The following is a 22446-nucleotide window of genomic DNA, read 5'->3' as shown; positions in this document are numbered from 1 at the left end:
TCAAGCGCGACAGGGTTCCGGGTGCGCAATACCGCACACCGACATCGGGGTCGCAGCCATAAGTTTACCCGATATCACAGACCTTACTTTCAGATGTATTCCGGATTTGACTTAACCCCGGTTATTTTGCTGTATTTGTAGGCACTTGCAGAAATGATAAAAAAATGTAAATAACAACACAGGATGGTGGCAGGATGAAAATGCAGAAAAGGGTGCGTCAGCTGAGCTGGTCGCTGGTGATGAGCATGACCGTGGTGGCTGGCGCTCAGGCTGCGGCAGTGCAGGCTCCGCCGGTCTCTTACGGGGTGGACAGCGATACGTTTCATCCGGTGAAGGCGCAGCACGGCATGGTCGCGTCGGTGGATGCGATGGCGACCCGGGTGGGCGTAGAGATCCTGCGCCAGGGCGGCAATGCGGTCGATGCCGCCGTCGCCGTGGGCTTTGCGCTGGCCGTAACCCATCCGCAGGCGGGCAACCTGGGCGGCGGGGGCTTTATGCTGCTGCGCACGGCCTCAGGCCGCGCCACCGCCATCGATTTTCGTGAAATGGCACCGGGACACGCGTCGCGCGATATGTTCCTGGACAAGCAGGGCAACGCCGACAGCAAACTGTCGCTGACTTCACACCTCGCTTCCGGGACGCCCGGCACCGTTGCCGGACTGGCGCTGGCCGCACAGAAATATGGCACGCTGCCGCTGAGCACCCTGCTGGCCCCGGCGATCAAACTGGCGCGTGAAGGCATTCCGGTCAACGACGCGCTGGCAGATGATCTCAAAACCTACGGCAAAGAGGTCCTGATTACTCATCCCAACAGCAAGGCGATCTTCTATAAGCCGGACGGTACGCCGTGGCAGAAGGGCGATCGGCTGGTTCAGAAAAACCTGGCGCACAGCCTGCAGCTTATCGCCCGTCAGGGGCCGGATGCGTTCTACAAGGGAGAGATCGCCGATGAGATCGCCGGAGAGATGGCGCAGCATGGCGGCCTGATCAGCAAAGCGGATCTGGCGGCCTACCGGGCGGTCGAACGAACGCCTGTCAGCGGCACCTACCGGGGCTATGAAGTCTTCTCCATGCCACCGCCCTCATCCGGTGGTATTCACATCGTGCAGATCCTGAATATCCTGGAGAACTTCGATCTGGCGAAGATGGGCTTCGGCAGCGCCGACGCCATGCAGGTGATGGCAGAAGCAGAAAAATATGCCTATGCCGATCGCTCGGAATACCTCGGCGATCCCGATTTCGTGAAGGTGCCCTGGCAGGCGCTGACCAGCAAGGCCTATGCGAAAACGCTGGCGCAGCAGATCGACGTGGCGAAGGCGCGCCCTTCCAGCGAGATCAAACCGGGCAAGCTGGAACCTTATGAGAGTAATCAGACTACCCATTTCTCGGTGGTGGATAAGCAGGGTAACGCGGTCGCGGTCACTTATACGCTTAACACCTATTTTGGCAGCGGGATTGTGGCGGGCAACAGCGGCATCCTGATGAACAACGAGATGGATGACTTCTCCGCCAAGCCGGGCACGCCGAATGTCTACGGGCTGGTGGGCGGCGAAGCGAACGCCGTGCAGCCGGCGAAACGGCCGCTCTCCTCCATGTCGCCAACCATCGTCGCCAAAGGCGGAAAAACCTGGCTGGTTACCGGCAGTCCTGGCGGCAGCCGCATTATCACCACGGTGTTGCAGATGGTGGTCAACAGCATCGATTTCGGCATGAACGTGGCCGAAGCCACCAATGCGCCGCGCTTCCATCATCAGTGGTTGCCGGATCAGCTGCGCGTTGAGAAGGGCTTCAGTCCGGACACGCTGCGCCTGCTGGAGAATAAAGGTCAGCATGTGAAGGTACTGCCGTCGATGGGCAGCACCCAGAGCATCATGATCGGGCCGGACGGTATGCTGTATGGTGCCTCCGATCCGCGCAGCGTTGATGATCTGAGCGCCGGCTACTGAGCCCGGACGCTAACTGACAGGGAGTATCCGCAGCAGGGGCACGCCGGTGCCTCTGCTGCTTTCAGCCGTCAGGCCTTAACCCGCGCCATATAGTGTGCATCAATCAGCTCGCCGTGCCGCATCGCAAAGCCCTTCGCCGTTCCCTCAATCTCAAAGCCAAAACGCTGATAAAGCGCGATGGCCGGGCCATTGTCGACAAACACCGTCAGCTCCATCCGGCGCACCTGAAGCCAGTCGTCGCACAGCGCAACCATTTCACGCATCAGCGTGGTGCCCACGCCGCGCTGCCGGTAACGCGCATCCACGCCCATCCCCAGGGAGGCGACATGGCGGCGTCTGGCGCGCTCTTCCACCTGCAGCGCACACTGACCCACGATCTCCTCACCGATGCAGGCGACCAGCAGATGCGCATTGGGCTGTGGGGCGGCGAGACGACTCTGCCACATCTGAAGCGACGAGTGGGGAAGATGGAGTGTGCTGGCCTGCGTATCGGGCTGGCTGTAGATCCGGTGCAGCGCAGCGGCATCGTCGGGCATAACGTGGCGGACAGTGATTTCCATGAGCGCTCCTCTAATCGGCAGAAACCTTTTAAACATCATGGAAATCATCCGGTTAATCAAGCAGGAATGATCGGAAAAGGCTTTACAGACGAGAATGATAATGATTATTATTGCCATGCATTCGCGGGATGTCGCATGACAGCCTGAGAAAGCACGACATTGCTCACATTGCTTCCAGTATTTTTAGCCAGCCGCGTGCTGGCTTTTTTTTGGCTGCTCTCCTTCAGTGCTTTTCAGCCACTGCCTATTCCTTATTCAACTATTTTGAACAGAGGAGTGAAGTTTTTCAGCTATCAATCTGACCCCCTCAGGAACACACTACAAAAAACATTGAGGAGATTTGAACATGATCTATGTACGTAAAGCTGAAGAACGCGGTCACGCAAACCATGGCTGGCTGGATAGCTGGCACACTTTCTCTTTTGCCAGCTACTACGACGCCAACTTTATGGGCTTCTCCGCGCTGCGGGTCATCAACGAAGATGTGATCGATGGCGGTCAGGGGTTTGGTACTCATCCCCATAAAGATATGGAGATCCTGACCTACGTACTCTCCGGTACGGTTGAGCATCAGGACAGCATGGGTAACAAAGAGCAGATCCCGGCGGGTGAGTTCCAGATTATGAGCGCCGGCACCGGCGTGCGTCACTCCGAGTACAACGCCAGCGAAAGCGAACCGCTGCACCTTTATCAGATCTGGATCATGCCTGAGCGCAACGGCATCGAGCCGCGCTATGACCAGCGCCGCTTCCCGGATGTGCAGGGTCGCCAGCTGGTGCTCAGCCCGGATGCGCGTGACGGATCGCTGAAGGTCTATCAGGATATGACGCTGTCGCGCTGGGTGCTGTCAGCGGGTGAACAGGATAACGTCGCGATTGAGACGGGCCGCCGGATCTGGATCCAGGTCGTGAAAGGGGACGTGACCGTTAACGGTCATCCGGTCACCACCAGCGACGCGCTGGCTATCTGGGACGAAAGCGCGCTGACTCTCGAAGCCAGCTCCGCAGCAGAAGTTCTGCTGTTTGATTTGCCACCGGTTTAAGCCGATGACGGGCGCGCCTTGTCGCGCCCGGTTGGCAATGTTGTGACAAAAAAGTGATAGACTCATCGTACTTTAGCTTTCAGGGCGATCTCAGGCGCTACGATGAAGAAGAAAAGACCGGTATTACAGGACGTTGCCGATCGCGTCGGCATTACAAAAATGACCGTCAGCCGCTACCTGCGCAATCCTGAGCAGGTCTCCGTTGCCCTGCGGGATAAGATCGCGGTGGCGCTGGATGAGCTGGGCTACATCCCCAATCGCGCCCCCGATATGCTTTCTAACGCCACCAGCCGCGCCATCGGCGTGCTGCTGCCCTCTCTCACCAACCAGGTGTTTGCCGACGTGCTGCGCGGCATCGAAGCCGTCACTGACGAAGCCAACTATCAGACCCTGGTCGCCCACTTTGGCTACAACCCGCAAAAGGAGGAGCTGCAGCTGCGCTCGCTGCTGGGCTGGAACATTGATGGCGTCATCCTCACCGAACGTACCCATACGCCGGGCACGCTGCGGATGCTGGAGGTGGCCGGGATTCCGGTGATTGAGGTGATGGACAGCGTGACGCCCTGTCTGGATATGGCCGTGGGCTTTGACAACGTCGAGGCCGCGCGGCAGATGACGCGGGCCATCCTCGGCAAAGGTCATCGCTACACGGTCTACCTCGGCGCGCGTCTGGATGAACGTACGCTGCAGAAGCAGCGCGGATATGAAATCGCGATGCGCGAAGCGGGACTGACGCCACGCAGCGTGATGATGGAGGATGCCTCCTCCTTCAGTGCCGGTGGCGATCTGCTGCGAGAGGCGCAGCGTCTCTATCCTGAAACGGACAGCCTGTTCTGTACCAATGACGACCTGGCGGTCGGCGCGATGTTTGAGTGCCAGCGTCAGGGATTACAGGTGCCTTCACAGATGGCGATTGCCGGCTTTCACGGCCATGATATCAGTCAGGTCGTGACGCCTCAGCTCGCCACCGTGCTGACGCCGCGCGACCGGATGGGGCGCGAAGCGGCGGCGCTGCTGCTGGCGCGGATCGCCGGTGAGAGCAGCGATAACCGGCTGCGCGATGTCGGCTTTGAGATCAGTGAAGGTGGCAGCATCTGATTGTGATGTTTTTATGAGTCAGCTCACACTTTCACGCTTTTCCCGGTAAAAAGGTTGCCAGGCTGTTAAGCGGCCAGGAGAATGAGAAATGACATTGTTATCGGTAACATTGGCAAATTCTCACCTGCCGGAGCAGAAAAATGACTACGCAATCCCCGTCGCATCACGTTTTTATCCTGATGGGCGTTTCAGGCAGCGGAAAGTCTGCCGTCGCCAACCAGGTTTCTCACCAGCTGAACACAGCCTTTCTTGACGGTGATTTTCTCCATCCCCGCGCCAACATCATGAAGATGGCCGATGGTCATCCGCTGGATGACAATGATCGCCAGCCGTGGCTGCAGGCGCTGAACGATGCCGCTTTTGCGATGCAGCGTACTCAGGCGATCTCCGTGATTGTCTGTTCAGCCCTGAAGAAGAGTTATCGCGACATTCTGCGTCAGGGAAATGACAACCTGCGTTTCATCTACCTGAAAGGCGATTTCGACACCATCGAAGCCCGTCTGAAAGCGCGTAAGGGCCACTTCTTTAAGCCGCAGATGCTGGTGACGCAGTTTGCCACGCTGGAAGAGCCGGGCAGCGACGAGCAGGATGTGCTGGTCGTGGATATCACCCATTCACTGGACGAGGTTGTGGCGGCGACAGTTGCGACGATCCGGGACGCAATCAGCCAGGGTTAGAGATGAATACCGCAACACTTGTTCTGACCGCAGCAGGCTCTGTCCTGCTGCTGCTTTTTCTGGTGATGAAGGCGCGTATGCACGCCTTTGTCGCGCTGATGTTAGTCTCCATCGGTGCCGGGCTGTTCTCCGGCATGCCCCTCAATAAAATTGCTGAAACCATGCAGAAGGGGATGGGCGGCACGCTCGGCTTCCTTGCTATCGTGGTGGCGCTGGGTGCGATGTTCGGCAAAATCCTGCATGAAACCGGCGCGGTGGATCAGATCGCTATCCGGATGCTGAAAACCTTTGGGCAGAGCCGTGCGCACTATGCGATGGGCATTGCCGGATTGATCTGCGCGCTGCCGCTCTTCTTTGAGGTGGCCGTCGTGCTGCTGATCAGCATCGCGTTTGCGGTGGCGCGGCGCACGGGGGGCAATCTGGTGAAGCTGGTCATCCCACTGTTTGCCGGTGTGGCGGCTGCGGCGGCGTTTCTGTTGCCCGGACCGGCCCCGATGCTGCTGGCATCACAGATGCACGCGGACTTTGGCTGGATGATCCTGCTGGGGCTCTGCGCAGCTATCCCCGGTATGCTGATTGCCGGGCCGCTGTTTGGCAACTTCATCGGCAAACATGTCACCTTCAGCGCGCCGCCGGAAGATCATCAACCCGATGTTGATGAGAGCAAGCTGCCGTCGTTTGGCTTCAGCCTCTCACTGATTCTGTTCCCGCTGGTGCTGGTGGGGCTGAAAACCATTGGCGCACGCTTCACGACCGAAGGCACCACGCTGTATGAGTGGCTGGAATTTATCGGCCATCCTTTCACCGCTATTCTGCTGGCGCTGCTGGTGGCGATCTATGGCCTGGCCTATCGTCAGGGCATGGATAAAGAGCGGGTGATGCAGGTATGCGGCAGTGCACTGCAGCCCGCCGGGATTATCCTGCTGGTGATTGGAGCAGGCGGTGTGTTTAAGCAGGTGCTGGTGGACTCTGGCGTGGGTCCGGTACTGGGCAATGCGCTGACCGGCGCGGGCCTGCCGATCGCGCTGGCCTGCTTTATCCTGTCGGGTGCGGTGCGGGTTATTCAGGGATCGGCGACGGTCGCCTGTCTGACCACGGTCGGGCTGATCATGCCGGTGATTGAACCGCTGCACTACAGCGGTGCCCAGCTGGCGGCGCTGTCGATCTGTATCGGCGGGGGATCTATCATTATCAGCCACGTCAACGATGCCGGTTTCTGGCTCTTTGGCCGCTTTACCGGGGCCAGCGAAGCGGAAACGCTGAAGACCTGGACGCTGATGGAGACCATTCTCGGCACTGTGGGGGCGGTCATCGGGATGATTGCTTTTGAATTGCTTTCCTGACCAGTCTGACGGGCTATCTGCCCGTCAGGTTCTTTACCGCGAGCGGGGGAAGATTAAAAAAGGGAACAGCAGATAAGGTGCTACTACCAAAAGGACAATGACGCCGCGTGAATAGCCAGCGTCATTTATTCTTCTCACCCCGCAGGAAAATAGAGGCAAAATAAACAGCAGCAGCGCGATTAAGCCTATTTCATGCTCTGGCCCGGTAAACCATTGCAGATAACTGCAGAACCAGACCAGCTGAAACAGCAGGAAAATAAAATAGCTCGTCCTTTCTTCACGCCCTTCATAGTTAAACGTGCGCAGCAGACAGCTTTTGATCATCTGCGGCAGACTGTTCATGCCCATTTTCTTCTTATCAGAGCAAAAAAAACCAGCGTGATGGCGGCGGCAAGCAAGTAAATCCAGGCAAAATCAGTGACGTCAACTTGCATCAGTTGCACGTCATTTAACGCCGCTTTCTGGCCCGGGACGGATAAAACGGTCAGGCCAGCTAAACAGAGTATATTTGCCAGAAAAAATAGCGACTGAAAGGTTGTTTCTTTAGCCACGGACAGGGTGGCAATTTTTCTGAAACCCCACCAGGCTACCAGATAAACCAGTAGCCAGAGTAACGCGCAGAGTAGCGGGGCAACCAGATAACTGCGCATATCTGTGATCACCCCTGAATGGCCGCTGCTGGCATACTCCAGGACTTCCTGAAGGGAGAGATAACCTGTTATCAGATAGAGCGCGCCAAAGAAAAAGGGTAATAACAACCTCATTGCATTTCCCTCCGGGTTTTCAGCCGCTGCATCAGCTGCGGCAGCTCTTTTCCGGGGTCCACCATCACCAGCTGTTTACTTTTTGCATCGTATTTCGCGGCGGCGGTCGGGTCACCTTTACCGCCCTCCGCCATCACAAAGCGTGCATCTGCACGGCCATAAAGGCCGACATGCGGGAAGGGATCGCTGCCAAAGGCCAGCACGTTTCGGCCAGGCAGGGTATATTCTCTGGTCAAAAATTCCGGGATTTTTTTTGAGTTGACGCCTGAGAAAGGCGTAGTGACAAAGCGGGAACCTGCATAATCGAGAGAAAAGCAGGTACTGCTATCGGCTGCATTTTTCTGTACCAAATCCGCGCCAAACAGGATTTTTAAACGCTGCCAGACCGTCGCGCTGTCGGGTTCGATCTTTGCGCCTTCCAGATAAACATCTTGTTTATGATAAAGTTGGTAAACCATTTTGTGAATCTGCATCATGGAGGCGCCAACACCGTGCCAGTTCGGTGCATCCCTGCTATAAAGCCGCTCAACGATAATAAAGACGCCTGTCCCGGCATAATTTTCGATACTACCCGCCATAGCAATCTCCTTTTTTACAACATTACATTAATATTATTGTTCATTTCAATGTCGTAACTTTGTGATAAACAGGCTGAATTGATGTGGCTGCATGCTTGTCAGTTCAAAAGGACAAAGGTGCTCTTATAACTTCAGATAGGCCCGGATGCCGTCCAGGAACATCTGGGTTGCCAGCATAATCAGTATCAAGCCCATCAGACGTTCCAGCGCATTCACACCCTTATCGCCCAGCAGACGCAGGAACAGACCTGACATCAGCAGAATAGCGACCGTTACGCCCCAGGCGATTAGCAGCGCGCCCACCAGATGCGACATCTGATTCGGATACTGATGCGACAGCAGCATCAGCGTTGCCAGCAGCGACGGCCCGGCGACCAGCGGAATCGCCAGCGGCACCAGGAAAGGCTCTTCACCCGCCGGTAAGCCAGAACTGCTGCTTTCGGCCGAGGGGAAAATCATCTTGATGGCGATCAGAAACAGGATGATGCCGCCGGAAATCGACACCGTTTCGGTGCGCAGATTCAGAAACGCCAGGATGCGTTCACCGGTAAACAGGAACAGCAGCATGATAATCAGGGCGATCAGCATTTCGCGGATCAGCACTACTCGCCGCCGTTTCGGCTCCAGATGCTTTAAAACCGACATAAAAATCGGCAGATTGCCCAGCGGATCCATAATTAACAACAATAATATTGTCGCTGAAATCATTTCAGTCATCGGTCTGGCACCCAGTTGTTCGCGAAAAAGCGGGGTTATTAGTTACACTGCTGAAAAAGTTAGCGTAATCGAATTAATTCACTTGCTACCCGCTCTGCATTTTGTAGAGTGAGCAGAGACAGGTAACTCTTATTATTACGCAGAGCGGCGTGAAAATAGCATGCCGCTCTCTCCTCTGAAATGAAAAGCAGGTGTAAAACTGCCTGAGACGGACACGACATGAAGAATGTAGGTTTTGTTGGTTGGCGCGGTATGGTCGGCTCTGTGCTGATGTCCCGCATGAGCGAAGAGCGCGATTTTGATGCAATCAATCCGGTCTTCTTCTCAACGTCGCAGCACGGTCAGGCGGCTCCCGCCTTTGCCGGTAAGCAGCAGGGCACCCTGCAGGATGCATTTGATATCGAGGCACTGCGTGCACTGGATATCATTATTACCTGCCAGGGCGGCGACTACACCAGCGACGTTTACCCAAAACTGCGCGAAAGCGGCTGGCAGGGCTACTGGATTGATGCGGCCTCCACGCTGCGCATGAAAGAAGACGCTATTATCATCCTGGACCCGGTCAACCATGCTGTGATCCGCCAGGGCATCGACCAGGGCATCAGGACCTTTGTCGGCGGGAACTGCACCGTCAGCCTGATGCTGATGTCGCTGGGTGGCCTGTTTGCGCATAACCTGGTGGAGTGGGCCTCGGTCGCCACCTATCAGGCCGCTTCTGGCGGCGGCGCGCGCCACATGCGCGAACTGCTGACCCAGATGGGCATGCTGCACGACCACGTTGCGCCTGCGCTGCAAAATCCGGCTTCCGCCATTCTTGATATCGAGCGTAGCGTCACCGACTTCACCCGTTCCGGCACGCTGCCGACCGATAACTTCGGTGTGCCGCTGGCTGGCAGCCTGATCCCGTGGATCGACAAACAGCTGGAGAATGGCCAGAGCCGCGAAGAGTGGAAAGGTCAGGCGGAGACTAACAAGATCCTCGCCACCACCGACATCATCCCGGTTGACGGATTATGCGTGCGCGTCGGCGCGCTGCGCTGCCACAGCCAGGCCTTCACGCTGAAACTGAAACGTGACCTGCCGCTGGCGGAAATTGAACAGCTGCTGGCGTCACACAATGAGTGGGTCAAAGTAGTGCCGAATGACCGTGAGCTGACCATGCGTGAGCTGACACCCGCCGCCGTCACCGGCACGCTGACCACGCCGGTTGGCCGCTTGCGCAAACTGAATATGGGGCCGGAATATCTCTCCGCCTTCACGGTGGGCGACCAGCTGTTGTGGGGCGCAGCCGAACCGTTACGTCGTATGCTGCGGTTGTTAATCGACTGAGTTAAATTTCTTCAAGGGCCGGATTTATCCGGCCTTTTTTGTCTTTACCGTATGCGAAATAACCTGCCGTTTCGCTTACTCAGTGATCGGCTTCCGTTTTTTGCCGATCGACAAAGAATATTTTGCTTAAGTCCATGGCAACTGCCGGGACCAAGCTATGATTTAACCATGATGTGCCACAGGTAACGCTTTTGCTTTTTGGACTAAATGTTGTGGTACACGGCAAAACCCTTTTCCATGGAATGGCCTGACTCCTTTTGCCGTCGTACGTATGGCTCAATGAAGAGCAGCGCAGATGAAGCGCCACAGGCTATGTTGCGTTCATTTCGGCTGCCAATTATCACAGGAAGAAAGTCATGTCAGAGCTTCCCGATCGCGAGGCGATCAATGCCCTGTTTGCGGGTAATTATGCTGACCCTTTTTCGTTACTAGGGATGCACCGAACTCAGCAGGGCCTTGAAGTCAGGGCGCTGCTCCCCGAAGCGCTCGAAGTTTGGGTCATTGAAACCTCTACCGGGCGCAAACTGGCTCAGCTGGCGTGTGAAGATGCGCGCGGCTTCTTCAGTGGCGTCATTCCACGCCGTAAAAATCCGTTCCGCTATCAGCTGGCGGTCAACTGGCACGGCCAGCAGAACCTGGTGGACGACGCCTATCGTTTCGGCCCGCTGCTGCAGGAGATGGACCTGTGGCTGCTGGCGGAAGGTACGCATCTGCGTCCTTATGAAACACTGGGCGCACATGGCGACGTGATCGATGGCGTCACCGGCACCCGTTTCTGCGTCTGGGCACCCAACGCCCGTCGCGTCTCGGTGGTCGGCGACTTCAACTTCTGGGATGGCCGCCGTCATCCGATGCGTCTGCGTCAGGAGCTGGGGATCTGGGAACTCTTTGTGCCGGGTGCCGTCAACGGCCAGCTCTACAAATATGAAATTATCGATGCGAATGGCGAACTGCGTATCAAGGCGGACCCCTATGCGTTCGAAGCGCAGATGCGTCCGGAGAGCGCATCGATGATCTGCGGCCTGCCAGAGCCGGTTGAGATGAAAGAGGAGCGTAAAGCCGCCAATGGTTTTGACGCGCCCATTTCCATCTATGAAGTGCACCTCGGCTCCTGGCGTCGTCACACCGACAACAACTTCTGGCTGAGCTACAAAGAGCTGGCTGAACAGCTGGTGCCCTACGTTAAAGAGATGGGCTTTACCCATATCGAACTGCTGCCCATCAACGAACATCCGTTTGACGGCAGCTGGGGCTATCAGCCGCTGGGGATGTATGCGCCGACCCGCCGTTTTGGAACCCGTGATGAGTTCCGCGCTTTTATCGACAGCGCCCACGAAGCGGGCCTGAACGTGCTGCTCGACTGGGTGCCGGGCCATTTCCCCAGCGATGACTTTGGTCTGGCGCGGTTTGATGGCACCCAGCTCTATGAGCATAGCGATCCGCGCGAAGGGTTCCATCAGGACTGGAATACCCTGATCTACAACTTTGGCCGCCGGGAAGTGAGCAACTACCTGTCAGGCAATGCACTTTACTGGACAGAACGCTTTGGGATCGATGGCCTGCGCGTGGATGCGGTGGCGTCGATGATCTATCGCGACTACAGCCGCAACGAAGGCGAATGGGTGCCGAACCAGTATGGTGGCCGCGAGAATCTTGAGGCGATCGAATTCCTGCGCTACACCAACCGCACGCTCGGCACCGTGGCACCCGGTTCGGTCACGATGGCGGAGGAGTCAACCGACTACCCTGGCGTGACGCGTCCCACCGAAGGCGGCGGGCTGGGCTTCTGGTTCAAATGGAATCTGGGCTGGATGCACGACACCCTCGACTACATGCAGGTCGATCCCATCTACCGCAAGCACCATCACAACCTGATGAGCTTCGGCATGATGTACAACTACACCGAAAACTTTGTGCTACCGCTGTCGCATGACGAAGTGGTGCACGGCAAGCGTTCGATTCTCGATCGGATGCCGGGCGACGCCTGGCAGAAGTTCGCCAACCTGCGCGCCTATTACGGCTGGATGTGGGGCTTCCCCGGCAAGAAACTGCTGTTTATGGGCAACGAATTTGCGCAGGGCCGCGAATGGAACCATGACGTCAGCCTGGACTGGCATCTGCTGGAAGGCGATGACAACTGGCATCACGGTGTTCAGCGTCTGGTGCGCGACCTCAACCACACCTATCAGCACTACACGCCGCTGCATCAGCTCGACTTCGATCCGGCAGGCTTTGAGTGGCTGGTCGTGGATGATGCGGAGCACTCGGTCTTCGCCTTTGTGCGCCGTGACCGTGAAGGTAACGAAATCATTGTGATCAGTAACTTTACGCCGGTGCCGCGTCCGGGCTATCGCCTTGGCGTAAACCAGCCTGGCTACTGGCGTGAAGTGCTGAACACCGATCAGCATGAGTATCACGGCAGCGATGTGCGCATTCACCGGGTGCATACCGATGAGCAGCACAGCCACGGGCGACCACAGTCGCTGAGCCTTAATCTGCCGCCGCTGGCAACGGTCTGGCTGGTGCGGGAGGCGGAATGATCATCACTGCCGGCGATCCCGAACCGCTGGGTGCCAGTTACGATGGCAAAGGCGTTAACTTCACCCTCTTTTCCCAGCACGCCGGGCGCGTAGAGCTCTGCCTGTTTGATGAAGAGGGCGCAGAAGTGCGCTTTGACCTGCCTGGCCGCAGTGGGGATATCTGGCATGGATACATTCCGGCACTCAAGCCCGGACAACGCTACGGCTATCGGGTGCATGGCCCCTGGGCACCGGCGCAGGGGCACCGCTTTAATCCGGCGAAGCTGCTGGTCGATCCCTGCGCTCGCGCGGTTGAGGGCGATGTACCGGACGATCCGCTGTTTTATGGCGGCGACACGCAGCCCGACCCGCATGACAATGCGGCGATTGCGCCGAAGTCACGGGTCGTTGCGGAAGACTTTGACTGGCAGGACGATGTCGCGCCACGCATCCCGTGGGGCAATACGATTATCTATGAGGCCCACGTTCGCGGTCTGACGCTGCTGCATCCGGAAATTCCGGAAACGCTGCGCGGGACTTACGCGGCGCTGGGTCATCCTGTTATGGTGGATTACCTGCGTCAGCTCGGGATTACCACCCTGGAGCTGCTGCCGGTGGCGCATTTCGCCAGCGAACCGCGGCTGCTGCAGCTCGGCCTCAGCAACTACTGGGGTTACAACCCCTTTGCGCTCTGGGCCGTTGACCCGCGTTACGGCTCCGGCCAGCCGGGGGTAACGCCGTTGCAGGAGTTTCAGCAGGCGGTGAAAAACCTGCACGCTGCGGGCATCGAAGTGGTGCTGGATGTGGTGTTTAACCACACCGCCGAACTGGATGAGATTGGCCCGACCCTCTCCATGCGGGGCATTGATAACGCCAGCTACTACTGGCTGGATGAGCAGGGCGGTTATCAGAACTGGACCGGCTGCGGCAACACGCTGAACATCCACCATCCGCAGGTGATGGCGTGGACGTTAGAGGCGCTGCGCTACTGGGTCAGGGTCTGCCATGTCGACGGTTTCCGCTTCGACCTGGCCCCGGTACTGGGCCGCACACCTGATTACCAGCGCGATGCGCCCTTTTTTGCCGCGATTCGTGCCTGTCCGCTGCTCTCTCAGGTCAAGCTGATAGCCGAACCCTGGGACATCGGTCCTGACGGCTATCAGGCAGGCCGTTTTCCGCCGCCGTTTGCCGAATGGAACGATCAGTTTCGTGACACCGCACGTCGTTACTGGTTGCACGGCGCATTAAGTAACGGCGAGTTTGCCCGCCGCTTTGCTGCCTCAAGCGATCTCTACCAGCACGATGGCCGGGCGCCGCACGCGACGGTTAACCTGATTACCGCCCATGACGGTTTTACGCTCTGGGACGTGGTGAGCTTCGAACGCAAACACAACGAAGCGAACGGGGAAGATAACCGCGATGGTCACGGCGATAACTACAGCCACAACCACGGCAAAGAGGGGCTGAACGTCACGTATGACGTGGTTGAGCGGCGTCGCCGCAGCGTGCGGGCATTGCTGACCACGCTGCTGCTGTCGCAGGGCACACCCATGCTGCTGGCGGGCGACGAACGTGGCCATACGCAGCGTGGCAATAACAACGCCTACTGTCAGGACAACGCCCTGAGCTGGCTTGACTGGCGGGCGGATGAGAAGGGATTAGTCGGATTTACCGCCGCACTGATTCGTCTGCGTCAGCGCATTCCGGCGCTGACCGCAGACCGCTGGTGGCAGGACGGTGACGGCAATGTGCAGTGGCTCAATGCCGGTGGCCAGCCACTGCAACACGATGAATGGGCGCAGGGGATGCACAGATTGCAGATCCTGCTGTCCGGCCGCTGGTTAATAACAATAAACGCCACGGATAAGGTGAATGACATCGTGTTACCAGACGGAGAATGGCGTGCCCTTCCTCCTTTCGCCGGGGACGACAACCCCATCCTGCTAACTGTCTGGCATGGTCCCGCACACGGCGTGTGCGTGTTCCAAAAGCAATCATAAGGAGTCAGACATGGTTAAGTTAGATAGAACAGATCACCTGATGCTGGCTCGCCAGCTCCCTACACAGACGGTTGCTCTGATCCTCGCCGGCGGACGCGGCACACGACTGGTCGATTTAACGGCCAAGCGTGCCAAACCGGCGGTGCATTTCGGCGGCAAATTCCGCATTATCGACTTTGCCCTCTCCAACTGCGTCAACTCCGGTATCCGACGGATTGGCGTGATTACGCAATATCAGTCTCACACCCTGACTCAGCATATCCAGCGCGGCTGGTCGATCTTCAACGAAGAGATGAATGAGTTTGTCGATTTGCTGCCAGCGCAGCAGCGTTTTTCGACCGAACAGTGGTATCGCGGCACGGCAGATGCGGTGACGCAAAACCTTGATGTGATTCGCCGCTATCAGGCGCAGTACATCGTGATCCTCGCCGGGGACCACATTTATAAGATGGATTACTCCCGCATGCTGCTGGACCATGTGGTGAACGAGGCGAAATGTACCATCGCCTGTCTGCCCGTACCGGTGCATGAAGCCACCGCCTTTGGCGTGATGGCGGTGGATGAAGAGAACATGGTGATCGACTTCGTGGAAAAACCCGCGAAGCCGCCCACCATGCCAGGTGATGACACGCAGTCGCTCGCCAGCATGGGGATCTACGTGTTCAACGCGGATTATCTCTATGAACTGCTGGAAGAGGATCTGCAGACGCCAGGCTCCAACCACGATTTCGGCAAAGATATCCTGCCGAAAATCGTAGCCAGCGGTGAAGGCTACGCGCACTCCTTTGCGCTCTCCTGCGTGCAGAATGATGACAACGCGCCGCCTTACTGGCGCGATGTCGGCACGCTGGAAGCCTACTGGCGCGCCAATCTCGACCTGGCCTCTGTGATGCCAGAGCTCGATATGTATGACGTTACCTGGCCGATCCGTACCCATATGGAGCCGCTGCCGCCCGCCAAATTTGTTCAGGATCGTTCCGGCAGTCACGGGATGACCATGAATTCGCTGGTGTCGGGTGGCTGCATCATCTCCGGGTCGGTGGTGGTCAATTCTGTCCTGTTCCCCCGGGTTCGCGTGAACTCATTTTGCAATATTGATTCAACCGTACTGCTGCCTGATGTGGTTGTTGGCCGTTCCTGTCGTCTGCGTCGCTGCGTGATCGATCGCGCCTGCGAGTTGCCGGAAGGCATGGTCATTGGCGAAAACCCTGATGAAGACAGTCGTCGGTTTCACCGTTCGGATGAAGGAATCGTGCTGGTTACCCGCGCCATGCTGGCCAGACTGGCCAAAGCGGGGCTGTAAGCGATAAGCGGAACTTACGCAATCGGCACGCGGAGCGTGCCGGATAACTTAATGAGGTCGAGGATGCAGGTTTTACATGTCTGTTCAGAACTTTTCCCGCTGCTGAAAACGGGCGGACTGGCTGATGTAGTCGGGGCATTACCTCAGGCGCAGATTGCGGGTGGTACGGATACGCGGGTACTGTTGCCCGCTTTTCCCGCATTGCGCAAAGGCATACCTGATCTCCAGGTAGTGACAGAGCGAGAGACATTTGCCGGTCATATGCGTCTGCTTTTTGGTGAATTTAACGGTGTGGGCATCTACTTAATCGATGCGCCTGATCTCTACGACCGTCCCGGCAGTCCCTATCATGACGAGTCGCAGTTTGCCTATGTCGACAACTACCTGCGCTTTGCGCTGCTGGGCTGGGTCGGCTGTGAACTGGCGTGCGGCATGGATTCCATGTGGCGTCCCGATATCGTGCATGCTCACGACTGGCATGCCGGCCTGACCTGCGCCTATCTGGAAACGCGCGGTCGTCCGGCCAAATCGGTCTTTACCGTGCATAACCTGGCCTATCAGGGGCTGTTCTCGGCGCACCACATGGACCAGATTGGCCTGCCGTGGTCGTTCTTTAACATGCATGGGCTGGAGTTTTACGGCCAGATCTCCTTCCTGAAAGCGGGACTCTTCTACGCCGACCATGTGACGGCGGTCAGCCCGACCTATGCCCATGAGATTACCTCGGCAGAATATGGCTACGGCATGGAGACCCTGCTGGCACAGCGGATGCGGGAAGGGCGTCTGAGCGGGATCCTTAACGGGGTCGATCCCTCTATCTGGGACCCGGCGCACGACCTGCTGCTCAGCGCGCGCTACAACCGCGACACGCTGGAAGCAAAGGCTGAAAACAAACGTCAGCTGCAGGTGGCGATGGGTCTCAAGGTCGATGACAAAGCGCCGGTGTTCTGCGTTATCAGCCGTCTGACCAAACAGAAAGGGCTGGACCTGGTGCTGGAGGCGCTGCCCGGCCTGCTGGCGCAGGGCGGTCAGCTGGTGCTGCTGGGACAGGGCGATGCCGAGCTGCAGCAGGGCTTCCTGGCCGCGGCAGCAGAGCATCCGGGCAGCGTTGGTGTGCAGATTGGCTATCACGAGGCGTTCTCTCACCGCATTGTCGGCGGGGCGGATGTGATCGTGGTGCCAAGTCGCTTTGAGCCCTGTGGTCTGACACAACTTTATGGCCTGAAGTATGGTACGTTGCCTTTAGTGCGCCGCACGGGTGGCCTGGCCGATACCGTCAACGACAGTTCGTTAGAGAACCTGGCCGACGGTATCGCCAGCGGATTCAGTTTTGAAGACGCCAATGCCTGGTCGCTGCTTCGGGCTATCCGGCGCGCGTTTGTATTGTGGTCCCGTCCGTCACTCTGGCGTTACGTTCAGCGCCAGGCGATGGGTATGGACTTTAGCTGGCAGGTGGCGGCACAAGCCTACCGTGATCTCTACCAACGTTTGATGTAACGGATTGGGAAACTGGATATGAACGCACCTTTCACTTACGCCTCACCAACGTTGACGGTTGATGCCTTAAAGCATTCGATTGCCTACAAGCTGATGTTTACCATCGGCAAAGATCCCTCTATCGCCAATAAACATGAGTGGCTCAACGCCTCACTGCTGGCGGTGCGCGACCGGATGGTCGAGCGCTGGCTGCGTTCCAGCCGTGCCCAGCTCTCTCAGGATGTCCGCCAGGTCTATTACCTGTCGATGGAGTTCCTGATGGGCCGCACGCTGGGCAATGCGCTGCTGGCGATGGGGATCTATGACGATCTCAACCAGGCACTGGATGAGATGGGTCTGGATCTGGCCGAGCTGATGGAAGAGGAGAACGATCCGGGGCTGGGCAACGGCGGCCTGGGGCGTCTGGCGGCCTGCTTCCTCGACTCACTGGCGACGCTGGGTATGCCGGGCCGGGGTTACGGCATCCGCTATGACTACGGCATGTTCAAACAGAACATCGTGGAAGGTGAGCAGAAAGAGTCGCCGGATTACTGGCTGGAATATGGTAATCCGTGGGAGTTCCAGCGTTTCAACACCCGTTACAAAGTTCGTTTCGGTGGCCGTGTTCAGCATGAAGGCACCAAAGTGCGCTGGCTGGAGACCGAAGAGATCCTGGCGATGGCCTATGACCAGATCATCCCGGGTTACGACACCGACGCCACCAATACGCTGCGGCTGTGGGGGGCGCAGGCCAGCAACGAGATCAATCTCGGCAAGTTCAACCAGGGTGACTACTTCGCGGCGGTGGAAGATAAAAACCACTCCGAAAACGTCTCACGGGTGCTCTACCCGGATGACTCGACCTACTCCGGGCGCGAGCTGCGTCTGCGTCAGGAATATTTCCTGGTCTCTGCCACGGTGCAGGATATCCTGAATCGCCACTGGCGAATGCATCAGACCTGGGACAACCTGGCGGATAAAATTGCCATTCACCTGAATGACACGCATCCGGTGCTGGCGATCCCCGAACTGATGCGCCTGCTGATCGACGAGCATAAGTTCAGCTGGGACAGCGCCTTCGACGTCTGCTGTCAGGTCTTCTCCTACACCAACCACACGCTGATGAGCGAGGCGCTGGAGACCTGGCCGGTAGATATGATCGGTAAGATCCTGCCGCGCCATCTCAGCATCATTTTTGAGATCAACGACTTCTTCCTGAAGACCGTGCAGGATCACTATCCCGATGACATCGATCTGCTGTCGCGCATTTCGATCATTGACGAAAACGATGGCCGCCGGGTGCGTATGGCCTGGCTGGCGGTAGTCGTCAGCCACAAGGTCAACGGTGTCTCCGAGCTGCACTCGAATCTGATGGTGCAGTCGCTGTTTGCCGATTTCTCCCGTCTGTTCCCCGGTCGCTTCTGTAACAAGACCAACGGCGTGACGCCACGTCGCTGGCTGGCGCTGGCGAACCCGGCGCTCTCTGAGGTGCTGGACGACGAGATTGGCCGCAACTGGCGTACCGATCTCAGCCAGCTCGGCGAGCTGAAAGCGCAGATCGACTATCCGGCCTTTATCGAAAAGGTGGCGGTGGCCAAGCATCAGAATAAGCGGCGACTGGCCAGCTGGGTGGCGAAGAATCTGGATGTGGTGCTCGATCCGAATGCGCTGTTCGATGTGCAGATCAAGCGTATTCATGAGTACAAACGTCAGCTGCTCAATGTCCTGCATGTGATCACGCGATACAACCGTATCAAGGCCGATCCGCAGGCTGACTGGGTGCCGCGCGTCAACATCTTTGCCGGGAAAGCGGCGTCGGCCTACTACGTCGCCAAACACATCATTCATCTGATCAACGATGTCGCTAACGTGATCAACAACGATCCGCAGGTGAAGAACAAGCTGAAGGTTGTCTTTATCCCGAACTACAGCGTCAGCCTGGCGCAGATCATTATCCCGGCGGCCGATCTCTCCGAGCAGATTTCGACGGCAGGAACGGAAGCGTCCGGCACCAGTAACATGAAGTTTGCGCTGAACGGCGCCCTGACCATTGGCACGCTGGATGGGGCGAACGTTGAGATGCTGGATCACGTCGGCGAAGAGAACATCTTTATCTTCGGGAACACCACGCCGCAGGTCGAAGCCCTGCGTAAAAAGGGCTACAACCCGCGTGACTACTATGAAGGCGATGAGGAGCTGCATCAGGTGCTGACCCAGATTGCCTCGGGCGTCTTCAGTCCGCAGGAGCCAGGCCGCTACCGCAATCTGTTCGATTCGCTGGTCAACTTCGGCGACCACTACCAGTTACTGGCGGATTATCGCAGCTACGTGGACACCCAGGATAAGGTGGACGCGCTCTACCGTAAACCGGATGAGTGGCAGCGTCGCGCGGCCAGAAACATCGCCGGAATGGGCTACTTCTCGTCAGATCGTACCATTCAGGAGTACGCCGACGAGATCTGGAACATTACGCCGGTCAGGTTGTAAGTCAGGCGTTTATTTCCGTGCGGCCAGCCCACCGGCCGCACGCTCTCTTCTTCTCACCGCTTCCCCCCTTTTTCAGCCGCTCCCGTCCCGCTTGTGCGAGCCAGATCATTACACCCTGAGTGAGAATCGCTACTATGTGGACAATCAGGATGCGTCTGCAGGGAACCCCCGCGAATGAGTGACAACATCAACCAGGAAATTACCTTTCGTAAACTCAGCGTTTTTATGATGTTTATGAGTAAGGGCAATATCGCGAGGACGGCGGAGGCGCTCGATCTGAGCAGCGTCAGCGTGCATCGCGCACTGCACACGCTGGAGGAGGGGATCGACTGCCCGCTGTTTATCCACAAGGGCCGCAACCTGGTGCCGATGCCGGCCGCGTGGACCCTGCTGGAGTACTGTCGCGATGTGACCACGCTGATGGGGAAGGGTATCGAAGAGGCGCGCAAGGTGGCGGGCATCGGCGGCGGACGGCTGCGGCTGGGCACGCTCTACTCGCTGACGCTGGAGACCATTCCGCGCCTGATCATGGGGATGAAGCTGCGGCGACCCACGCTGGAACTCGACCTGACCATGGGTTCCAATCAGACGCTGCTGGCTATGCTGGAAGATGATGTGCTGGATGCGATCCTGATCGCCACCGATAAGGACGAGCTGAATGACACACGGTTCGATGTCATCCCGCTGTTTGAAGATCGGATCTTCCTGGCCGCGCCAGCTGGCGAGACGCGGAACGGCAGCGGGCCGGTCGACCTGCGTGACTATGCTGACCGCGATTTTGTCTCGCTGGCAGAAGGCTTTGCGACTTACACCGGTTCGCAGGAGGCGTTTCAGATCGCCGGATTCGAACCGCGGATGGTGACCCGGGTCAACGACATCTTCTCAATGATAAGTCTGGTGCAGGCGGGCATCGGGCTGGCGCTGATTCCGGGGCGCATGAAAAAAGTCTATGAGAACAATATTCAGCTGCTGACGCTCGCAGAGCCCTATCAGATGTGTCAGCAGATCGCGATCGTCTATTCACACCGGCGCGAACGCGATCAGGATCTGCTGGCGCTGGCGGCAGAAGGGCGGATGTACGCCCGCACCCTTACCGATCCAGCCGTTTAGCCAGATGAAGTGCAACCTCAATGCTGTTGCGCTCCATGCAGATCGCGTCTCCCTGCCAGCCCGCCTGCAGCGTCAGACCCGTCAGAACATTGCCGGGCGGCATCTCAATCGCCAGCCGGGCATCGCGCTGATTAGCGGCGACCATCGCATCGTGCCACTGCACGGTGCGCGCCATATTGAAGGCGAGATCGTCGGCTATCCTGGCGGGATCGTGGATAACCCGTCCGGTGGACCCGCTGAGGTAGGCACAGCGGGGCCGGGAGAGCGTTACAGACTCAAAGGCGCGCGCCAGTTCGGCGGCAGGCTCGTCCAGCAGGGCGCAGTGCGACGGCACGCTCACCGCGAGCTTAATCGCTTTGCTGGCACCGGCCTCCAGTGCTTTCTGCGCGACCCTCGCCATATCCTCATCGCGTCCGGCAATCACAATCTGTGTCTCGGCGTTGAGATTGGCGAGATAGGTATGGCTGCCCGACAGCAGGGGCTCCAGACGGTTCAGCGTTAAGCCGGCGATCGCGGTCAGGCCATACCCCTGCGGATAGGCCTGCTCCATCAGATCGCCACGCCGTGCAACCAGCTGCAGGGCATCCGCAAAATCGAGTGCCCCCGCAATCACCGCCGCAGGAAATGCGCCGATCGACAGGCCGCTGACGATATCGGGCGCCACGCCCCGGCGAATCAGCTCACGCGCCCAGGCAACACCGCAAATCAGCAGCGAGAGCTGCACCGCACGGGTGTGGCGCAGCGCCTCTGCACTGTCGAGCCGATTGGCCTCGTCGCCCAGTACCGCGCGCGCCTGGCTTAACAGCGCATCGCCGTCGGGCAGATGCTGCAGCATACCGGCACGCTGGGTGCCCTGACCGGGAAAGGTAAAGAGTATTTTCATTGATCCTCTCTGCTCCAGGGGGAAGCGGTCAGCCGCGGGCCGGTGTCGGTTTTCAGCAGCACCCGGCCTCTCCGCAGCCACTCATCCAGGGCAAACGCGCCAGACGGCGTTTCCACCTGCGTATCTGTCCGGCACGCCAGCGTCGCGGTCAGCGCCTGCCATTGCTGCAGTGCCTCACGGGGCAGCGGCTGCGGGGCGCGGATCACAACATCCAGATCGCTGGCGGCGTGCAGCGTGGGGCGCTGTGTCGCCAGCGCATAACCGGTGCTGCCGGTGATGCCCCAGCGCCACGGCCAGCGGGTTCCGCTGAGCACTATCGCTGCGCTGACCGGCGCACAGGCGGCGAAAGGCGAAGCCAGCAGGGATGCCCGCTCAGCCAGGCTCTCCGGCGTCACGATCCGGCTGATATCGGCTGGCGGGATCCAGCCGGCGGCGCGCTGCTCACGGCGCTCGCCGCGCACGCCAATCGGGATTAGCCCGGACGCCCGGTGATCGCGCCGCACCACCACGGGCAGGTCGGGATGCCACTGCTGCCTGACCCAGCTCTCCTGGAGCGAGGCTAACGCACTGCGGGTTCGCAGCCAGAGCAAATCGTGGGGGCGCGGATCACACAT

19 protein-coding genes are annotated in these 22446 nt (G+C 58.3%); 12 read left to right on the top strand and 7 right to left on the bottom strand.

Translation table 11 applies throughout. The annotated features are described in order from the left end of the window. Positions 1–194 precede the first annotated feature (194 nt). Complete coding sequence (ggt, locus tag AB1748_RS00745) at positions 195–1946, top strand: gamma-glutamyltransferase (RefSeq protein ID WP_367395891.1); 1752 nt, start codon at positions 195–197, stop codon at positions 1944–1946. Positions 1947–2014: 68 nt separating this feature from the next. Here ggt and AB1748_RS00740 read toward each other — a convergent pair whose 3' ends face one another. Then, positions 2015–2506 (bottom strand): GNAT family N-acetyltransferase, encoded by a 492-nt coding sequence (locus tag AB1748_RS00740; protein WP_367395890.1) that lies wholly within the window; start codon positions 2504–2506, stop codon positions 2015–2017. A 346-nt stretch (positions 2507–2852) separates the two neighbouring features. Here AB1748_RS00740 and AB1748_RS00735 point away from each other — a divergent pair, with 346 nt between their 5' ends. From AB1748_RS00735 to gntU, 4 genes are all read left to right on the top strand, one after another. Further along, positions 2853–3548, top strand: coding sequence for a pirin family protein (locus AB1748_RS00735; RefSeq protein WP_111140394.1), 696 nt, complete (start codon positions 2853–2855; stop codon positions 3546–3548). A 102-nt stretch (positions 3549–3650) separates the two neighbouring features. After that, a complete protein-coding gene (gene gntR, locus AB1748_RS00730) occupies positions 3651–4646 on the top strand; it encodes a gluconate operon transcriptional repressor GntR (protein WP_111140393.1) in 996 nt (331 codons plus the stop codon). A gap of 140 nt (positions 4647–4786) precedes the next feature. Continuing rightward, the gene (gntK, locus tag AB1748_RS00725) at positions 4787–5323 is read left to right on the top strand and encodes a gluconokinase (protein ID WP_111140392.1); all 537 of its coding nucleotides are present in this window, start codon (positions 4787–4789) and stop codon (positions 5321–5323) included. Positions 5324–5325: 2 nt separating this feature from the next. Next, entirely contained in the window at positions 5326–6666 is a 1341-nt protein-coding gene (gene gntU / locus AB1748_RS00720; RefSeq protein WP_111140391.1) for a gluconate transporter, read from the top strand. Positions 6667–6699: 33 nt separating this feature from the next. Here the strand turns inward: gntU and AB1748_RS00715 are convergent, their stop codons facing one another. From AB1748_RS00715 to AB1748_RS00700, 4 genes are all read right to left on the bottom strand, one after another. Beyond that, positions 6700–7008 carry a DUF805 domain-containing protein gene (locus tag AB1748_RS00715; protein WP_233498989.1) on the bottom strand — a complete coding sequence of 103 codons (309 nt, stop codon included), beginning with the start codon at positions 7006–7008 and terminating at the stop codon, positions 6700–6702. After that, on the bottom strand, positions 7005–7430 hold the full coding sequence (locus AB1748_RS00710; RefSeq protein WP_111140389.1) for a hypothetical protein: 426 nt from the start codon (positions 7428–7430) through the stop codon (positions 7005–7007). Before AB1748_RS00710 ends, AB1748_RS00715 begins: the two co-directional genes overlap by 4 nt. Next, complete coding sequence (locus AB1748_RS00705; protein WP_111140388.1) at positions 7427–8008, bottom strand: hypothetical protein; 582 nt, start codon at positions 8006–8008, stop codon at positions 7427–7429. Before AB1748_RS00705 ends, AB1748_RS00710 begins: the two co-directional genes overlap by 4 nt. A gap of 123 nt (positions 8009–8131) precedes the next feature. Next, positions 8132–8725: a YhgN family NAAT transporter gene (locus AB1748_RS00700; RefSeq protein ID WP_111140387.1), complete on the bottom strand. Its 594-nt coding sequence runs from the start codon at positions 8723–8725 to the stop codon at positions 8132–8134. 219 nt (positions 8726–8944) lie between these two features. Between AB1748_RS00700 and asd the strand changes: the two genes are divergently transcribed. From asd to AB1748_RS00665, 7 genes are all read left to right on the top strand, one after another. Continuing rightward, positions 8945–10054: an aspartate-semialdehyde dehydrogenase gene (gene asd / locus AB1748_RS00695; RefSeq protein ID WP_293773325.1), complete on the top strand. Its 1110-nt coding sequence runs from the start codon at positions 8945–8947 to the stop codon at positions 10052–10054. A gap of 356 nt (positions 10055–10410) precedes the next feature. Continuing rightward, positions 10411–12594, top strand: coding sequence for a 1,4-alpha-glucan branching enzyme (glgB, locus tag AB1748_RS00690; RefSeq protein WP_111140385.1), 2184 nt, complete (start codon positions 10411–10413; stop codon positions 12592–12594). Then, on the top strand, positions 12591–14573 hold the full coding sequence (glgX, locus tag AB1748_RS00685; RefSeq protein WP_367395889.1) for a glycogen debranching protein GlgX: 1983 nt from the start codon (positions 12591–12593) through the stop codon (positions 14571–14573). The genes glgB and glgX overlap by 4 nt, the downstream gene beginning before the upstream one ends. A 10-nt stretch (positions 14574–14583) precedes the next feature. Next, positions 14584–15876 carry a glucose-1-phosphate adenylyltransferase gene (glgC, locus tag AB1748_RS00680; RefSeq protein WP_111140383.1) on the top strand — a complete coding sequence of 431 codons (1293 nt, stop codon included), beginning with the start codon at positions 14584–14586 and terminating at the stop codon, positions 15874–15876. 63 nt (positions 15877–15939) lie between these two features. Further along, positions 15940–17373, top strand: coding sequence for a glycogen synthase GlgA (gene glgA, locus AB1748_RS00675; protein ID WP_367395888.1), 1434 nt, complete (start codon positions 15940–15942; stop codon positions 17371–17373). An 18-nt stretch (positions 17374–17391) separates the two neighbouring features. After that, positions 17392–19839 carry a glycogen phosphorylase gene (gene glgP / locus AB1748_RS00670; RefSeq protein ID WP_111141780.1) on the top strand — a complete coding sequence of 816 codons (2448 nt, stop codon included), beginning with the start codon at positions 17392–17394 and terminating at the stop codon, positions 19837–19839. Positions 19840–20013: 174 nt separating this feature from the next. Next, positions 20014–20949 carry a LysR family transcriptional regulator gene (locus tag AB1748_RS00665; RefSeq protein ID WP_111141782.1) on the top strand — a complete coding sequence of 312 codons (936 nt, stop codon included), beginning with the start codon at positions 20014–20016 and terminating at the stop codon, positions 20947–20949. Here the strand turns inward: AB1748_RS00665 and mdcH are convergent. Both mdcH and AB1748_RS00655 read right to left on the bottom strand, forming a co-directional pair. Next, complete coding sequence (gene mdcH / locus AB1748_RS00660; RefSeq protein WP_111141784.1) at positions 20930–21832, bottom strand: malonate decarboxylase subunit epsilon; 903 nt, start codon at positions 21830–21832, stop codon at positions 20930–20932. The genes AB1748_RS00665 and mdcH overlap by 20 nt on opposite strands. Then, on the bottom strand, positions 21829–22446 hold the full coding sequence (locus AB1748_RS00655) for a malonate decarboxylase holo-ACP synthase (protein ID WP_111141786.1): 618 nt from the start codon (positions 22444–22446) through the stop codon (positions 21829–21831). The genes mdcH and AB1748_RS00655 overlap by 4 nt, the downstream gene beginning before the upstream one ends.

It is taken from the genome of Pantoea sp. Ep11b (assembly GCF_040783975.1).
GTDB lineage: Bacteria > Pseudomonadota > Gammaproteobacteria > Enterobacterales > Enterobacteriaceae > Pantoea.
Note: the sequence above shows the minus strand (reverse complement) of the source record. Positions and strands in the feature narration are given on the sequence as shown.

Bases quoted from the DNA above. Each gene is read 5' to 3' on its own strand.
- AB1748_RS00710 (WP_111140389.1), bottom strand. From the start codon at position 7,430: ATGAGGTTGTTATTACCCTTTTTCTTTGGCGCGCTCTATCTGATAACA.
- glgA (WP_367395888.1), top strand. From the start codon at position 15,940: ATGCAGGTTTTACATGTCTGTTCAGAACTTTTCCCGCTGCTGAAAACG.
- AB1748_RS00700 (WP_111140387.1), bottom strand. From the start codon at position 8,725: ATGACTGAAATGATTTCAGCGACAATATTATTGTTGTTAATTATGGAT.
- AB1748_RS00655 (WP_111141786.1), bottom strand. From the start codon at position 22,446: ATGTGTGATCCGCGCCCCCACGATTTGCTCTGGCTGCGAACCCGCAGT.
- mdcH (WP_111141784.1), bottom strand. From the start codon at position 21,832: ATGAAAATACTCTTTACCTTTCCCGGTCAGGGCACCCAGCGTGCCGGT.
- ggt (WP_367395891.1), top strand. From the start codon at position 195: ATGAAAATGCAGAAAAGGGTGCGTCAGCTGAGCTGGTCGCTGGTGATG.
- glgX (WP_367395889.1), top strand. From the start codon at position 12,591: ATGATCATCACTGCCGGCGATCCCGAACCGCTGGGTGCCAGTTACGAT.
- AB1748_RS00705 (WP_111140388.1), bottom strand. From the start codon at position 8,008: ATGGCGGGTAGTATCGAAAATTATGCCGGGACAGGCGTCTTTATTATC.
- AB1748_RS00735 (WP_111140394.1), top strand. From the start codon at position 2,853: ATGATCTATGTACGTAAAGCTGAAGAACGCGGTCACGCAAACCATGGC.
- AB1748_RS00715 (WP_233498989.1), bottom strand. From the start codon at position 7,008: ATGAACAGTCTGCCGCAGATGATCAAAAGCTGTCTGCTGCGCACGTTT.
- AB1748_RS00665 (WP_111141782.1), top strand. From the start codon at position 20,014: ATGAGTGACAACATCAACCAGGAAATTACCTTTCGTAAACTCAGCGTT.
- AB1748_RS00740 (WP_367395890.1), bottom strand. From the start codon at position 2,506: ATGGAAATCACTGTCCGCCACGTTATGCCCGACGATGCCGCTGCGCTG.
- glgP (WP_111141780.1), top strand. From the start codon at position 17,392: ATGAACGCACCTTTCACTTACGCCTCACCAACGTTGACGGTTGATGCC.
- gntU (WP_111140391.1), top strand. From the start codon at position 5,326: ATGAATACCGCAACACTTGTTCTGACCGCAGCAGGCTCTGTCCTGCTG.
- gntR (WP_111140393.1), top strand. From the start codon at position 3,651: ATGAAGAAGAAAAGACCGGTATTACAGGACGTTGCCGATCGCGTCGGC.
- gntK (WP_111140392.1), top strand. From the start codon at position 4,787: ATGACTACGCAATCCCCGTCGCATCACGTTTTTATCCTGATGGGCGTT.
- asd (WP_293773325.1), top strand. From the start codon at position 8,945: ATGAAGAATGTAGGTTTTGTTGGTTGGCGCGGTATGGTCGGCTCTGTG.
- glgB (WP_111140385.1), top strand. From the start codon at position 10,411: ATGTCAGAGCTTCCCGATCGCGAGGCGATCAATGCCCTGTTTGCGGGT.
- glgC (WP_111140383.1), top strand. From the start codon at position 14,584: ATGGTTAAGTTAGATAGAACAGATCACCTGATGCTGGCTCGCCAGCTC.